12 protein-coding genes and 1 other RNA gene are annotated in these 15,740 nt (G+C 72.2%); 1 reads left to right on the plus strand and 12 read right to left on the minus strand.

The features are described 5' to 3' along the window. Positions 1-319 precede the first annotated feature (319 nt). The 8 genes from B079_RS0130750 to B079_RS0130785 form a co-directional block, all read right to left on the minus strand. Complete coding sequence (locus tag B079_RS0130750; protein ID WP_026249240.1) at positions 320-2,635, minus strand: HelD family protein; 2,316 nt, start codon at positions 2,633-2,635, stop codon at positions 320-322. A gap of 76 nt (positions 2,636-2,711) precedes the next feature. After that, complete coding sequence (locus B079_RS0130755; protein ID WP_420705808.1) at positions 2,712-3,485, minus strand: anti-sigma factor family protein; 774 nt, start codon at positions 3,483-3,485, stop codon at positions 2,712-2,714. A 38-nt stretch (positions 3,486-3,523) separates the two neighbouring features. After that, the gene (locus B079_RS0130760; RefSeq protein WP_026249241.1) at positions 3,524-4,108 is read right to left on the minus strand and encodes a sigma-70 family RNA polymerase sigma factor; all 585 of its coding nucleotides are present in this window, start codon (positions 4,106-4,108) and stop codon (positions 3,524-3,526) included. 269 nt (positions 4,109-4,377) lie between these two features. After that, entirely contained in the window at positions 4,378-4,965 is a 588-nt protein-coding gene (locus tag B079_RS0130765) for a CGNR zinc finger domain-containing protein (RefSeq protein ID WP_018549706.1), read from the minus strand. A 43-nt stretch (positions 4,966-5,008) separates the two neighbouring features. Then, positions 5,009-6,349, minus strand: coding sequence for an acyltransferase family protein (locus B079_RS0130770; RefSeq protein ID WP_018549707.1), 1,341 nt, complete (start codon positions 6,347-6,349; stop codon positions 5,009-5,011). After that, positions 6,346-8,562, minus strand: coding sequence for a glycosyltransferase (locus B079_RS0130775; protein ID WP_018549708.1), 2,217 nt, complete (start codon positions 8,560-8,562; stop codon positions 6,346-6,348). Before B079_RS0130775 ends, B079_RS0130770 begins: the two co-directional genes overlap by 4 nt. Beyond that, a complete protein-coding gene (locus tag B079_RS33455) occupies positions 8,562-9,827 on the minus strand; it encodes a hypothetical protein (protein ID WP_018549709.1) in 1,266 nt (421 codons plus the stop codon). Before B079_RS33455 ends, B079_RS0130775 begins: the two co-directional genes overlap by 1 nt. 221 nt (positions 9,828-10,048) lie before the next feature. Further along, positions 10,049-11,023: a LysR family transcriptional regulator gene (locus B079_RS0130785; RefSeq protein WP_018549710.1), complete on the minus strand. Its 975-nt coding sequence runs from the start codon at positions 11,021-11,023 to the stop codon at positions 10,049-10,051. An 86-nt stretch (positions 11,024-11,109) separates the two neighbouring features. Between B079_RS0130785 and B079_RS0130790 the strand changes: the two genes are divergently transcribed. Beyond that, positions 11,110-12,336 carry an MFS transporter gene (locus tag B079_RS0130790; RefSeq protein ID WP_018549711.1) on the plus strand — a complete coding sequence of 409 codons (1,227 nt, stop codon included), beginning with the start codon at positions 11,110-11,112 and terminating at the stop codon, positions 12,334-12,336. A gap of 98 nt (positions 12,337-12,434) precedes the next feature. Here B079_RS0130790 and ssrA read toward each other — a convergent pair. The 4 genes from ssrA to ftsX all read right to left on the minus strand — a co-directional run bounded on the left by ssrA (position 12,435) and on the right by ftsX (position 15,718). Next, positions 12,435-12,803: a transfer-messenger RNA gene (gene ssrA / locus B079_RS34515) on the minus strand. 121 nt (positions 12,804-12,924) lie between these two features. Then, the gene (gene smpB / locus B079_RS0130800; protein ID WP_037802381.1) at positions 12,925-13,467 is read right to left on the minus strand and encodes an SsrA-binding protein SmpB; all 543 of its coding nucleotides are present in this window, start codon (positions 13,465-13,467) and stop codon (positions 12,925-12,927) included. Between the two features lie 86 nt (positions 13,468-13,553). After that, on the minus strand, positions 13,554-14,729 hold the full coding sequence (locus B079_RS0130805; protein WP_018549714.1) for a S41 family peptidase: 1,176 nt from the start codon (positions 14,727-14,729) through the stop codon (positions 13,554-13,556). A gap of 68 nt (positions 14,730-14,797) precedes the next feature. After that, positions 14,798-15,718: a permease-like cell division protein FtsX gene (gene ftsX / locus B079_RS0130810; protein WP_018549715.1), complete on the minus strand. Its 921-nt coding sequence runs from the start codon at positions 15,716-15,718 to the stop codon at positions 14,798-14,800. Positions 15,719-15,740: the final 22 nt, after the last annotated feature.

A 15,740-nucleotide genomic window follows, 5' to 3' on the forward strand; every position in this document is an offset into this window, starting at 1 on the left:
CTTCCTCTGCTTTCACCGTGTCGCGTGTTGTGCCGTCCGATCGTCGCACCTACCGACGGGTACGTGGTAGTCGCCCCCGGTTGCGGACATTGTGTTCTCCAAGACAAGAGGCCCACGTCACAGGGACGTGGGCCTCTCGCTCACTTTCATGACACCGACCCGCCATGCTCGCCTCGCGGCAAGTGGTCGCTCGTAGCGACGAAGGTTGGGCCCGGGGGCTTGGATCGAGCCGGTGTCACGACAAGGCTAACAAACAGGTGCCGAGGGGCATTCCCGTGTCCACACGGCTCGCCGGAATCAGCCGTGCGGCGGGTCGGGATCAGTCGCGCAGCAGGTCCGGCACCCCGGCCGCGTCCGGCACGTCCCGCTCGCCGGAGACCACCGTGAGCTGCTGGGTGGCGCGGGTGAGCGCGACGTAGAGCACCCGCAGGCCCGCCGGGGACTCGTCGGCGATCTCGGCCGGGGAGACGACGACCGTCGCGTCGTACTCCAGGCCCTTGGCCTCCAGGCTGCCGAGGGCCACCACGCGGTCGCCGAGCCCGGCCAGCCAGCGGCGGGCCTCCTCGCGGCGGTTCATGGCGACGACGACGCCGACCGTGCCGTCGACCAGGCCGAGGAGGCGTTCGGCCTCCTCGCGGACGGTGGTGCCCAGCGCCTGGTCCACGACGCGGAAGCGGGGTTCGACGCCGGTGGAGCGTACGGCGGAGGGGGGCTCGGCGCCGGGCATGGCGAGGGCGAGGACCCTGGAGGCCAGCTCGGCGATCTCGGAGGGGTTGCGGTAGTTGACGGTCAGCTCGAAGCGGCGGCGGGGGCGGCTGCCCAGGGCCTCGTCGCGGGCTTCTGCCGCCTCGTCCGGGTCGGACCAGGAGGACTGGGCGGGGTCGCCGACGACCGTCCAGGTGGCGTGCCGGCCGCGGCGGCCGACCATGCGCCACTGCATGGGGGTGAGGTCCTGGGCCTCGTCCACGATGACGTGGGCGTACTCGGTGCGCTCCTGGGCGAGCCGTTCGGCGCGCTCGCGCTGGGTCTCCTCGCGCACCGGCATCAGCTCCTCCAGGCCGGTGAGGTGCGCCAGGGGGTCCAGTTCGCGCTTCTTGCGGGGGCGGGTGGGGGCGCCGAGGATCGCCTGGAGTTCGTCCAGGAGGGCGATGTCGTGCACGGAGTACCCGTCGCGCTTGAGCGAGCGGGCGACCTTGCGGACCTCGCCGGGGTTGAACACGCGGCGCGACCAGCGGCCCAGGCGCTTCTCGTCGGCCATGGCGGTCAGGACGCCCTTGGGGGTCAGCTCGGGCCACCAGGCGTCCAGGAAGGCGAGGAAGGAGTCCTCACCGGTCACGTCGTCGTCGAAGGAGGCGCGCAGTTCGGCGGCCAGTTCGGGGTCGGTGTGCCGTCCCGCCGCGCCGGACTTGGCCCACAACGCGTCCAGGAGGAGTTTGCGGGCACGCGGGCGGAGCAGGTTGACCGGTGCGGTGCCGCTGAGCGCGGTGCGGCGGACGTGCTCCAGTTCCCCGGCCTCCAGTTCGAGGCGGCGGCCGAAGGCGACCACGCGGAGCCGGTCGGGCGGGATGCTGCCCGGGGTGCCGAGTTCGAGGGCGCCGCGCGCGGCCTTCCGCAGCACCTTGAGCATCCGGTACGAGCCCTTGGCGCGGGCGACGGCCGGGGTGTCGTGGAGCGTGGCCTCGACACCGTCGACCAGGGAGCCCAGCGCGCGGATGGCGACCTGGCCCTCCTCGCCTAGCGAGGGCAGCACGCCCTCGGTGTAGGCCACGAGCAGCGGGGTGGGCGAGACGATGAGGATGCCGCCCGCGTAGCGTCTGCGGTCCTGGTAGAGCAGATAGGCCGCGCGGTGCAGGGCGACGGCGGTCTTGCCGGTGCCGGGTCCGCCCTCGACGTAGGTGACGGAGTTGGCGGGGGCGCGGATGACCAGGTCCTGTTCGGCCTGGATGGAGGAGACGATGTCCCGCATGGTGTGCCCGCGCGCCTGACCGAGGGCGGCCATCAGGGCGCCGTCGCCGATGACCGCCAGCTCGTGGCCGTCCAGGCTCGCCGTCAGCTCGGGGCGCATGAGGTCGTCCTCGACGCCGAGGACGCGGCGGTTGCGGGAGCGGATGACCCGGCGGCGTACGACGCGGCCGGGGTCGACCGGGGTGGAGCGGTAGAAGGGCGCGGCGGCGGGCGCCCGCCAGTCGATGACGAGCGGGGAGTAGTCCTCGTCGAGCACGCCGATGCGCCCGATGTGCAGGGTCTCGGCGATGTCGGCGGTGTTGTCGGGGCGTACGGCGCCCTCGGCGGGCTCGACGGCGGTGTAGGCGCCGTCGGGGCCCTTCTTGCCGTCCTTGCCCTGGAGCAGGTCGATCCGGCCGAACAGGAAGTCCTCGAACTCGTTGTTCAGCCGGTTCAGATGGATGCCCGCCCGGAAGACCTGCGCGTCCCGCTCGGCCAGCGCGCCGGGTGTGCCCACCTGGCCGCGCTGGGCCGCGTCGTGCATCAGGAACTCGGCCTCGTGGATCTTCTCCTCGAGCCGCCGGTACACCCGGTCCAGGTGTTCCTGTTCGACGCGGATCTCTCGGTCACGTGCGGAATCGTGTGCGTCGTGTACCGAGCCGACCGCGGACTGCTGAACCTGAGCGGCCACCGGGCCCCCTTCTGACGTGCTGGGCAGCCGTCAACCGTACGCGAAGAGGGCCCGTCAGGGCTACGTGGCGGCTCGGTCAGGCCTTCACCTGGACCAGTTCCTTCCCGTCCAGGGTGGACACCACGAAGTGGTCGATGTCGCCGGGCTTGAGCGCGGTGCCGCCGCCGATGTACAGCGGGTTGCGGGCCTGCTCGGTCTTGGCGTCCGGGTTGCCGTACCCCCATTTGCCGACGGTCCAGGTGCCGAGCGTCTGGCGCTCGCCGTTGGTGCCGACGGCGATCAGGGAGCAGGTGAGCGGACCCTTGACGTTCTTCAGCTCCATGACCGTGTCGGTGCCCCAGTCCTTGCCCGCCATCGCGATGGTGGCGGAGACGCCGGTGCCGGAGTCGGTGCCGGAGACCTTGTGGGACAGCTGGGCGAAGTGGTCCTTGGCGGTCGCGGCGAGCGGGGTCGCGGTCTGGGTGGTGCCCGAGTTCGACACGGCCATGACGCCGACGGGTGCCGCGACGATGAGCGCTGCCGCGGCGGCGATCATGTAGAAGCTCTTGCGGCGCTTGCGAGCGCGGCGCTCGGCGACCTCGTCGACCATGCGCTCGACGATGCGCGGGCTCGGCCGGGCGGACAGCGACTCCCCGATCGCGGGGGTGCTTCCGGTGCCGGGCAGGTCCGCGAGCGCGGCCAGCATCGGCTCCATTCCGGCGAGTTCGTCCAGCTGCTGGGCGCACCACTCGCAGCCCGCCAGATGGGTCTCGAAAGCCGTCGCCTCGGTGTCGTCGAGAATTCCGAGGGCGTAGGCGCCGACGGTCTCGTGCTCGTTCGGCACCGGAGATCCCTGCATGGGGCCAGACATACCCGTACCGCTCGCTCCGAATCCCCCGTACACACTCATCACGCCGTCACCCCCCGCTCCTCCAGCGCCAGCTTCATCGACCGCAGGGCGTAGAAGACCCGGGAGCGGACCGTACCGCTGGGTATCCCCAGGGTCTGGGCCGCCTCGTTGACGGTACGCCCCTTGAAGTAGGTCTCGACGAGGACCTCCCGGTGGGCCGGGGTCAGGTCGTCGAGCGCGTCCGTCAGCGTCATCAGCCACAGCGCCTTGTCGATCTCGTCCTCCGCGGGGATGACCTCCAGCGGCGACGGATCGACCTCCTGCGGCCGGGCCTGCCGACTGCGGTGGCCGTCGATGACGATGCGCCGGGCGACCGTCACCAGCCAGGGGCGTACCGAACCGGTCGCCCGATTGAGCTGACCGGCGTTCTTCCAGGCACGGATGAGTGTTTCCTGCACCACGTCCTCGGCTCGCTGCCGGTCTCCGGCGACCAGTCTGAGGACATACGCAAGGAGGGGTCCGGCGTGCTCGCGGTACAGAGCACGCATCAGCTCCTCATCGGGTTCCGAGGGCTGCGAGGACATGCGATGTCGGGCCCTCGATCCACTTTCATTGGCCACGGCCGCATCCTTGCGCACGCCCACCTCCGGTGTCCGGGGCTTCTCCCCGTCGGTCGCTCGCCCACACGTACGCGGCACAGGGCCGGAATGTTCAAGGGGAGTTGGCGGTTTTCCCGGGGGTGACGTGACGAGCGGGACATGCGCACACATTCCCCCCGCTCGTTCTTTACATTTCCGACACGCCGTCAAGATCGGCTTGGCTGCCCGTGCTTGGCCAGAGGCAAACGCGGTGTAACGGATCTCACAGGGGGGCGAGTTCGGGCGCGTCCCGGCACAACTCCCTTACCGGACACTCAGGATCGGGCGAGCGCGGCGCGCCTGCGGTGCCGGGCGACGCGTTCGCGGTTGCCGCAGGTCTCGCTGGAGCACCAGCGGCGGCGCCTGCCGCGCGAGGTGTCCAGATAGACGAGCGGGCAGTCGTCCCCGGCGCATTCGCGCACGGCCGCGCGGGCCACCGGGTCGGTGAGCAGTTCCACCGCGTCCCGCGCGACGACGGCGAGCAGCGCGGCACACTCGGGCCGTCCGGCCAGCTCCCGTGCGAGAGAGCCGTTCTCCTGGCGCACCGCGCGCGGCACCGGAGGCGCGGCGGCGGCCAGTTCGTTCAGGCGCCCGAGGGCGCGGGCACGCGCGCGCGGGTCGGAATCGCCCTCCGCGCGCACCAACGTCCCTATATGGGCGCGCAGTTCACGGAAGCGGAGCGGCCAGGCCGGATCGGCGTGGCCGAGCGGGGTGCCGGGCGGGACGAGCCCGGCACCCGTGATCCAGGCGCACAACGGGGCCACGGCATCGAGGTGTTCGTGGGGATGCGAGGTCGCCAGGAGGTCCAGGCAGCATCGCCCGGCGTCGAAGCGCAGCTCGTACGGGGCCGTATCCCGTGCCATGTGACCGTCACCGCCTGGGCAGGAACCGTTGCGTCGCTGCCTCTCACAGTGCCTGTCCGAGGGCCCGGCCGGAACCCCTCGTACCGCTCTTCGCGCTCCGGCCGTCCGGCCACAGGCGGGGGCGCCGCTTGGCCGCCAGGTCCTCCACCCAGCCGAAGGCCAGCACGCACAGGGCGACGAGGGCCCAGGTGACGGCCAGCTCGGGCCAGGAGCTTTCCAGGAGCCAGGGGCAGTCCCGCTCCAGCGTCTCGAAGCGCCACAGCTGGTCCCACAGGGTGGAGGCGATCAGGATGCAGATGTTGTGCCACAGATAGATGGTCACCGCGCGGGAGTTGAGCAGGGTGATCAGCCGGTCGAAGGGGCGCAGCAGCCGGGGCCACACCGGCCAGGACGGGCTGAGGTGCAGCAGGAGCAGCACGGTGGCGAAGGACCACAGGGACTGGGCGAAGGGGATGTCGTCGAGGTCGTGGCCCTGCCGGAAGCCGTGCGTGAGCGCGTACCAGAGGCCGACGGCGGCGATGGCGGGCGCGACCGAGGGGACGACATAGCGCGGGATACGGCGCAGCACGCCCTGCTGGTGGGCCATGCCGAGGATCCAGCAGGCGCCGAAGGTGGTGAAGTCGGTGAGGGCGGAGGGGAAGCGGTCGCCGGGCAGGGCGGGGTGCCCGAACTCCAGGACCGCGGCGAGCGCGAGGGGCATCAGGATGGTCGCCCAGGGCAGCCTGCGCAGCGCGCGCAGCAGCAGGGGCGAGAGCAGGACGAACCAGAGGTAGGCGCGCAAGTACCAGAGGGGCCCGGCGAGTTCACCGCCCCAGTCGGCGCCGAGCACCCCGTGCACCCCGCGCAGTCCGTCCGCGTACGGCGGGTCGCTCAGCGGCAGGATCCAGTACCCGAGGTGCAGCCACCACCAGCCGGGGTGGCCGTCGGCGTCCGGGCGCCAGCCCTGGAGCACCATGCCGGTCACGCCGATGGCGCCGAGCAGCCACAGGGGCGGCAGCAGACGGCGGAGCCTGCCGCGGACGACGTCGAGCGCGGGCCGTTTCAGCGAGCGGGCCATGAGCGTGCCCGCGAGGGCGAACATCACGCCCATGGAGGGGAAGACGACGGGCAGCCAGGACCAGCCCATCAGGTGGTAGAAGACGACCCGGAACAGGGCGACGGCCCGCAGCAGGTCGAAGTAGCGGTCGCGGGCGGGTTTCCGGGGCCCGGCCGCGTCGGTTAAGGCGGTGGGCGGCCCGGGCGGCGCCTCCGCGACGGCCGTGACGGCCGTGACGGCGGGCGGTGCCGAGGGTCCGGGCAGCGGTGGCACGGTCGGGGGCGCCGCCGGGGCGGTCGGCTCCGGGCGGCGGGCGTGCCGGGCCGGGCCCTGGGGACCGGTCGTCATCGGGCCACCCTTCCGTCGGCCGCGGCGACGGCGTCCGGCTGCGGGACGCCGACCCCGCCCTTGCGGCGCAGCTTCTGCCAGCGCAGCCGGCCGCCGGTCAGGGCGGTGATCCAGGACTGGAGCAGGACGACGTACATGAGCTGGCGGTAGAGGATCTGCTGGAGCGGAAGTGAGATCAACGGAGTGAGCCGTTCCCGGTCGAGGAAGAAGGCGTACGCCGCGCAGGCCGCCTGGATGGCGAGGATCGCGAACCAGGACCCGATCGTCCTGCCCGTGGGCCCGAAGACCAGGCCGTAGACGAGGAAGATGTCGATCAGCGGGGCCAGGAGCGGGGCGAGCACCATGAACAGGGACACCAGCGGCAGGCCGATGCGGCCGAACCGGCCGGAGGGGCCGCGCTCCACGACGGCGCGGCGGTGCTTCCAGATGGCCTGCATGGTGCCGTAGGACCAGCGGTAGCGCTGGGACCAGAGCTGCTGGACGGATTCGGGCGCCTCGGTCCAGGCGCGCGCCTTCTCGGCGTAGACCACGCGCCAGCCGTCGCGGTGCAGCGCCATGGTGACGTCGGTGTCCTCGGCGAGGGTGTCGTCGCTCATGCCGCCGACGTGTTCCAGGGCGGAGCGGCGGAAGGCGCCGACCGCGCCGGGGATGGTCGGCATGCAGCGCAGCACGTCGTACATCCGGCGGTCCAGGTTGAAGCCCATCACGTACTCGATGTGCTGCCAGGCGCCGATGAGGGTGTCCTTGTTGCCGACCTTGGCGTTGCCCGCGACGGCGCCGACGCGCGGGTCGGCGAAGGGCTGCACCAGTTCGCGCACGGTGGACGGCTCGAAGACGGTGTCGCCGTCCATCATCACGATCAGGTCGGAACTCGCGTTCGCCAGGCCCCGGTTGAGGGCGGCGGGCTTGCCCGCGTTGAGCTGGCGCACGACACGTACGCCGGGGAGTCCGAGCCCTTCGACGATGCGGGCGGTGCCGTCGGTGGAGCCGTCGTCGATGACGATGATCTCCACCGGATGGTCGCTCTCGGTCAGTGAACGCACCGTGCTCTCGATGCACTTGGCCTCGTTGTAGGCCGGGACCAGCACCGAGACGGGCCGTGTCACGGGCTCGGGGCCCCAGTGAAAGCCCCGGCGGCGGGTGCGGCGGGCGTGCGCGGCGGAGAGCAGCAGCATCAGCCCGAACCGCCCGATGACCAGCACGCCGACGACCGCGAGGCCCGCCACCAGCACGTCGGTCGCGCTGTCGGCCGCCTTGATCAGCATGATCCAGGCCCGGCCCTTCCACAGCGCCGCCCCGGTGACCGGGGTGTCCGCGCTCGGCGCGTCCAGGGCCTCGGTGAGGGTCTGGAACCGGTAGCCCTTGGCCTGGAGTTCGGGCAGATAGCGGTCCAGGGCGGCGACGGTCTCGCTGCGGTCGCCGCCGGAGTCGTGCATCAGGACGACCGCGCCCTTGCCGCCCTCGGGCGTGGCCCCGCGCACGATCGCGTCCACCCCGGGCTTGCGCCAGTCCTCGCTGTCGCGGTCGTTGAGGACGGTCAGATAGCCCCGGCTGCCGATGTACTTGGTCACCGGCCAGGACCGGTCGTCCATGGCGGAGGCGAAGGAGGAGTACGGCGGCCGGAACAGCGAGCTGCGGATACCGGCCGCCCCGGCGAGGGCCAGCTGCCCCTGGGACAGCTCCCAGTCGGCGCGGCTCCTGGAGTGGTAGGAGAGGTCGGGGTGGTTGAAGGTGTGCAGCCCGACCTCGTGGCCCTCGTCCACCATGCGTTTGACCAGCTCCGGGTAGCGCGAGGTCATCGTGCCGGTGACGAAGAAGGTCGCGTGGGCGTGGTGCTTCTCGAGGATGTCGAGGACCTTCGGGGTCCAGGTGGGGTCCGGGCCGTCGTCGAAGGTGAGCACGAGCCGGTGCTCGGGCACCTTGAGGCTGTCGGTGCGCCCGCCCCGGGTGTCGATGACCGGGCCGCCGTCGAGGATCTTGCGGGGCACCTGGTCGGTCGCGGCCTCGGGGCGTACCCGGAAGTCGGCGAGGATCTCGTTGTGCACATAGCCGTGCAGGATGAGCATCGCCAGGGTCGCGAGCAGCAGCAGGAACGCGAGCGCGTAGCGCAGCGGGAAGCGGCGGCGCTCGGCGCGGGCCCTGCGGGACGGGCGGGCCGCCTGGTCGGTGCTGCGGGCTGATCGGTCGGTGCGGCGGCGGGATCGCGAAGGCATCAGAGGGCGGTTCCCGCGCGGTGGGGGCCGAGGGCGGCGGCCGGGGCGGCCGAACCGTGCGGCTCGGGGCCGCCGCCGCCCGCCGGGGAGCCGCTGGGCTCCGGGTCCGGGCTGTCGGCCGGGGCGGAGGTCGTCGGGGAGGAGCCGGTCGTGGGCTCGCCGGTGGGCGTGGGCTTCCCGGGCGGGCTGGAGACGCGGGGCGTGGTGGACGTACGCGCGGTCGGGCTCGTGCTCGGCGACGCGGGCGGCCCGCTGGTCCCCGCGGCCGGGGCGGACGGCGCGTCCGGGGCGCCGGGCGCGTCGGTGGCGGAGGTCGGCAGCGGCTCGGCGGGTCCGGTCGCGCCCCCGGCGTCCGCCGCCGTCGGCGCGGTGGAGACGGTGGGCACCGGCGAGGTGTGCACCCGCCCGGCGGGCTTGTCCTCCTTGTCCGGCACGGGCAGCCAGGGCGCGTCCGAGCTGCCGGACAGCAGTGTGGCGACGATGACGACGGCGTACGCCGCGCAGGCGACGGCGACCGCGAGCCCGATCCGCCGGACGGTACGCCCGCGACGGCCCGACTCGTCCACGAAGACGGGCCCGTCCGGACGGGCCTCCGCCTCCGCCTCGCCCCGCACGGAGTCCAGCTGGACGGTGACCTCGTGCGGATCGTGCGCGGGGTCGGCCGCGCCGCCGGTCCCGGCCGCCTCGGGGGCGGTGGGCGTGGCGGCGGCGCGCGCGTCCCAGGGGTCACGCGGCGCGGCGGGCCGCCCGGTGTCCCGTACGACGGGCCAGCCGGGGGCCGTTCCGCTCGTACGGGCAGTGGGCCGGGGCGTGTCGGTCGGCTGGACCGGTACGGAGGTCCGCTCGACGGCGGAGGCGGCGGAGGTGGCGGGCCCGGTGAAGCCGGGGGTGCCGGTGGACGCGGCGGGCAGCACGGTGGTGCGGTCCCCGGTGCCCGTGGCCTTCGGCAGGACGGCGGTGGGGTCCGCGTCCGGCGCCGTCGGCAGCACGGCCGTCGGCTCGGCGTCGGGGGCCGTCGTGCGCCGGAAGTCGGAGGCGGCGCGCGCGTTGCGCGGGCGCGGGACGACGGCCGTCTCGTCGACGCCGGTCGGGGCGGCCCGTCCGCCCCGGGGTATCGAGCCGGTACCGCTCACGGTGCCGGTGTGCGTGCCTCGTACGGCGGGCCATCCCCCACGGCCGGTCCCCGCGCTCCCCCGGCCGAGCGTCCCGGTCTCGGCGACCGTTCCGCTCTCCGGGAACGCCTGGGTCCTGCTGCCCTCGGTCACCGGCGGCTCCGGGGTCGCGGATGCGACAGCGGGCCATTCCGGTTGGGCGTCTTCTCGCCACTGTTTCACGCGTGCACATCCCCCACGGAACCGTTCGGGGGGCTACGACCCCGAGCATCACGCCGACGAACCAGGCCCCCACCAGGTCCGTGCGCCCCCTTTATCACAGTGTGCTCGGGCCCCGAATGTAGCGCATGTGAAGGTTTCGGGGTCATGATGCGTCAGATAGGACCGTTCATCACATCTTCATCGGTGGCTGGAATCCATCCATCGACAGGCCGGTCGAGCCAGCCCTCGGCGCGCGAGATCTCGGCGGCGGCCGTGCGGAGCGCGTCCAGCGCCGGATGGACCAGGCCCTTCCGCCACACGAGCGAGACGGGCGAAAGCGGGACAGGGTCGACAAGCGGTCTCAGCACCGCGCCCGGCATGGCCGAAAAGTCCACCACCGCGAGGACGGGAACACGCGTTCTCCCCATGACCCGGGCGAATTCCTCACGCCCCACAGCCATCGGAACGGGTGACGCCGGAAGGATGCCGTGTCGCTCGAAGAGCTGACGCGCCAGCCCGGTCCACTCCCTCGTCCCGGCGTTGCCCGCGCCGGCGTACACCGTCGCACCCGCCAGCGCGCGCACCGGCACCGCGGGCAGTGCGGCCAGCGGGTGGTCCTCGGGGAGGAAGACGGCCATCGGCTCGTAGCGCACGGGCTGGTGGCCGAGGCGGGCGCGGGTGGCGGGGCCGAGTCCGGCGAAGCGGCCGAAGGAGGCGTCGAGCCGTCCGGCGAGCATGTCCTCCGCCGCCCCGGTGAGCCCGCTCTCGTAGCGGGCCGTCAGCTCATGGGCGGGGGCCAGCTCCCGGGCCCGGGCGAGCACGCGGCGGGTGGTGCCCAGGCCCTCCGAGTTGAGGTCGACCAGCAGGGGGCGGGCCTGCCCGAAGGCCGCGAGCAGTTCCTCCTGGGCGTCGAGCACGCGTCGGGCCAGCGGCAGCAGTCGTTCGCCGTCGGCGGTGAGCGCCACCTGCCGCGTCGTCCGCACGAACAGCTCGGCCCCCAACTCCCTTTCCAGCCGCCGCACATCACGGCTGAGCGCCTGCTGCGCGACATAGAGCCGGGCGGCGGCGCGGGTGAAGTGCAGCTCCTCCGCGACGGCGAGGAAGGAGCGGAGCAGCCGGGGGTCCACGGAGGCGAGGGGTGTGGTCACGCCCGCGAACTTACAACGCAAGCGCGTGAATTGGGCGCCATAAAGGTGTTGGACGCGGGCCGGGGCGCCGGGCGAACGTGCATGTCATGCACCGACTCACCACCTACCGTGGCCTCTTCGCCCTGCCCGGCACCCTCGCCTTCACCCTCGGCAATCTCGTCGCGCGCCTGCCGATGGGGATGTTCTCGGTGAGCGCGGTCGTGATGATCGCGGGGGCGCGGGGTTCGTACGCGCTCGCCGGGGCGGTCACCGCGACCGGCCTGGCGGCGACGGCTCTGGCCGGTCCCTGGACGGCGCGGCTGACCGACCGGTACGGCCAGGCGCGGGTCGCGCTGCCCGCGACGCTCACCGCGGTGGCGGGCAGCGTGGCCCTGCTGCTGTGCGTGCGCTTCGACGCCCCCGACTGGACCCTGTTCGCCGCCTATGCCGCGACCGCCGCCACCCCCAACATCGGCGGCCTCTCCCGCGCCCGCTGGGCCCATCTCCTGCGCGACGACCCCGACGCCCTGCACACCGCGAACTCCTTCGAGCAGGCCGCCGACGAGCTGTGCTTCATGCTGGGCCCGGTCCTGGCGTCCTTCCTGACCGGCACGTTCTTCCCGGAGTCGGGCACCCTCGTCGGCGCGGTCCTGCTGCTGGCCGGGATGCTCCTGTTCACGTCCCGGCGCGCGACGGAACCCCCGCCGAGCCCCCGCTCGACGGCCCCGTCCCCCCTCCGCACCCGGGGCATCCCGCCCCTGCTCGCCACCTTCGTCGCCACCGGCGCGATCTTCGGCTCCCTGGAGGTGGTGACGATCGCCTACGCGGACGCCCGGGGTCACCGCGCCGCGGCGGGCGCGATCCTGGCCCTCCAGGCGGCGGGCTCCTGCGCGGCGGGGCTGCTCTACGGCCGTCTGAAGCCCACCGGCTCCCCGGCCCGGCTCCTCCCCCGGTGCCTCCTGGCGATGACCGCCCTGATGACCCTCCCCTGGCTGACCGCCGCCACGGACGGCACCCTGCCGCCCCTGGCCGCCGCCCTCCTCCTGGCGGGCATGGCCACCGCCCCCACCATGGTCACCGCCATGACCCTCCTCCAGACCCACACCCCACCCGACCGCCTCAACGAAGGCATGAGCCTCGCGGTGACCGCCCTCCTGACCGGCATAGCCTGCGGCTCGGCCACAGGCGGCTGGACAGTGGAACACCTGAACCCGGCCACGGCCTACACCCTCCCGACCGCCGCGGCGACCCTGGCCCTGCTGATCAACGCGGCGACCCGCCGCGCCACGACGGCACGACGCGACACGGCGACCCGGCACACCACGGCGGCATGACGGAGCACGACGGCATGACGGCATGACGAAGGCCCCGCCGCTCACGAGCGACGGGGCCTTTGCCCACATGGGGTACGGAAAGCTCGAAAGCTCTCCGATCGTGGAGATGGCGGGAATCGAACCCGCGTCCACCGGTGCGGAAACAGGGCTTCTCCGTGTGCAGTTCGCTTCGATTTTCTCGGCCCCGGAGATCACGCGAACAAGTCTCCGACGGGCTCAGTCACTGTTAGATTTCCCTTTTCACCCCGTGACCGGGATCAAGGTTTAGTCCCCTAGCTGATGCCAGGATCCGGGTCGGGAACAGCCCCGGGCTGACACTTCGCAAGTCGCTACTTAGGCAGCGAGGGCGAAGGAATCGCGCTTGGTGTTGGCGATTATTGGTTTCGGCCTGTGGTTTACGAGATCATGGCCGCTTCCTCGACACGCTTCCCCTGCTTCGACAGCCGCTGTCGAAACCGATCATCCCCATGTTGATTTTTCAATGCCTCCCGCAGGAGACGCGCACCCTCTGTGGAGTGCATTGCCATCGTACGTGACCAACGCACGGCAGTGCCAGCTTATTCCCGGTGGCCCGGGTTACACCCCGCGTCACGCCCCGCGCTGGCGCCGCTTGGCCGCCGCGATGGCGCGGTCCGACTCCCGGCGGTCCTGCTTCTCGCGCAGGGTCTGCCGCTTGTCGTACTCCTTCTTGCCGCGCGCGAGCGCGATCTCGGCCTTGGCCCGGCCGTCCTTGAAGTAGATCGCCAGGGGCACGATGGTGTGACCCGTCTCCTGGACCTTGGAGCCCAGCTTGTCGATCTCCTCGCGGTGCAGGAGCAGCTTGCGCTTGCGGCGCACGGAGTGGTTCGTCCAGGTGCCCTGGAAGTACTCCGGGATGTGGGCGTTGTGCAGCCACGCCTCGTTCCCGTCGATCTGGACGAAGCCGTCGGCCAGCGAGGCCCGCCCCTGGCGCAGCGACTTCACCTCGGTGCCGGTCAGGACGATCCCGGCCTCGTAGGTGTCGATGATCGCGTAGTCGTGCCGCGCCTTCTTGTTCTGCGCGACCATCTTGCGCTTGCCGTCCTTGGCCTTCGCGGCTGCCCCGCCCTGCTTGGGCTGGGACTCCTTCGGTACGTACATTCCCTTGCTCATAGTGCCCACATTTTCTCACCGGACAGGGGGTGGGAGGGAAGCGTATTTCGACGCCCGCCCCAGGGTGTCCACGACGGCTCGGGTGTCTACGACGGGTCGCCGAGCCCGGTGAGCACCGTCTCGGCCCGCTCCAGCGCCCCCGCGCCCGCGTCCAGGTCCGGGGTGATGCCCCGGCCGTCCACGGCGTGACCCAGCGGAGTGCGGTAGTGGCCCACGGTCAGCTCGGCCACCGAGCCGTCGGGCAGGTCGGTCGGCATCTGGACGGAGCCCTTGCCGAAGGTGCGGGAGCCGATCACGACCGCCCGGCCCCGGTCCTGGAGGGCGCCGGTGAGCATCTCGGCCGCGCTCATCGTGCCGCCGTCGACCAGGACGACCAGCGGGCGGGCGGTGTCCCCGCCGGAGGCGGCGTGCAGGGCGCGCTGGGCGCCGTCGACGTCGTAGGTGGCGACCAGGCCGCCGTCGAGGAAGGCGGAGGCGGTGGAGACGGCCTCGGTGACCAGGCCGCCGGAGTTCCCGCGCAGGTCGAGCACGATCCCGGTGTCGGCGGGCGCCCGGCGCACGGCCCCGCGCACGGCGTCGGCGGAGCCCTTGGTGAAGGCGGCGACCCGGACGACGGCGACCCCGGAGACCGGGTGGGTCACGGTCACGGAGTCGGTGGACAGCCGCGCCCGGTGCAGCGTCAGGCGCCACGCGCGCTCCCCGCGGCTGAGCCCGAGCGTGACCGGCGTTCCGGCGGTCGCGCCCTCGGCGTCGCCGCGCAGTAAGGAGACGGTCTCGGTGACCGGGAGCCCGTCCACCGCGCGGCCGTCCACGCTGCGCAGCCCGTCGCCCCGGCGGATGCCCGCTCCGGCCGCGGGCGAGCCGGGCTGGACCCGGGTCACCTCGATACGGCCGTCCCGGGTGCGCCGCGCCCACAGCCCGACGCCGGTGTACTCGCCGTCCAGGGCCTCCTGGAACTCCGCGTACTCACCGGAGGAGTAGACGGCGGCCCAGCGGTCCCCGCTGCGGCTGACGGCCCGTTCGGCGGCCTCCGTCGGGGACTCGCCCGCGGCCATCGCCTCGGCGGCGGCCCGGCGCACGGCCTCGTGCCGCGCCGCACTGGTGGGCTCGCTCCTCTGTGCGGCCTCGTTCTCGCGGTCCTGGCCGCGCTCCGGCAGCGTGCCGGTCACCGCGCCCGCCGCGAGCACGCCCGCGAAGAACAGGGCCAGCGCGGCCCCGCGGCGGTTGCGGCGGGGCCGGCTGAACAGCTCGCGGCCTGACATGGCGGTGAGTCTAGGACAACGCGAAGGGCCGTACGGACGGATGCCCGTACGGCCCTTCTTGGTATGTGTCACACCTTCAGGTACTTGCGCAACGCGAAGAACGCGGCAAGTGCGGGCATCAGCACGCTCGTGGCGAGGATCAGCGGCAGCTTGGTCAACACCGCGTCCCAGCCGACGAAGTTGATGAGCGTCAGCTTGTTCGACAGGGCCATGCCGTGGTCGATCGTGAAGTACCGGCCGACCACCAGGAACACACAGGCGAGGCTGCCGCCGATGAGTCCGGCGACCGCGGCCTCCATGATGAACGGCGCCTGGATGTAGAACCCGGAGGCGCCGACCAGCCGCATGATGCCGGTCTCGCGGCGGCGGCTGAACGCGGACACGCGCACGGTGTTGACGATCAGCAGCAGGGCGACGATCAGCATCATCGCCATCACGCCGAGCGCCGCGCGGTTCATCAGGTTGAGCAGCTGGAAGAGGTTGTCCAGGATGCCCTTCTGGTCCTGCACGGACTGCACGCCGTCACGCCCGTTGAACGCGGTCGCGATGACCTGGTACTTCTGCGGGTCCTTGAGCTTGATGCGGAAGGATTCCTGCATCTGGTCCGGCGTCAGGGAGCTGGCCAGCGGGGAGTTGCCGAACTGCTCCTTGTAGTGCTTGTACGCCTGGTCCTGCGACTCGTAGGTGACCTTCTGCACGAGCGTGGTCATCTTGCCGAGGTCGGAGCGGATCTGCTTCTTCTGGTCCTCGGTGACCGCGCCCTTGGCGCAGTTGGCGTCCGACTGCGCGTCGCTCTTGTTGCACAGGAAGATCGAGACGTTGACCTTGTCGTACCAGTAGCCCTTCATGGTGCTCACCTGGTCGCTCATCAGCAGTGAACCGCCGAACAGGGCCAGGGAGAGGGCAACGGAGACGATGACCGCGAAGGTCATCGTCAGATTGCGGCGGAGACCGACTCCGATCTCCGACAGGACGAACTGGGCGCGCATGGCGTCTGGTCGAGCCTTTCCG

The sequence above is a fragment of the Streptomyces sp. LaPpAH-108 genome, from assembly GCF_000373625.1.
Lineage (GTDB): Bacteria > Actinomycetota > Actinomycetes > Streptomycetales > Streptomycetaceae > Streptomyces.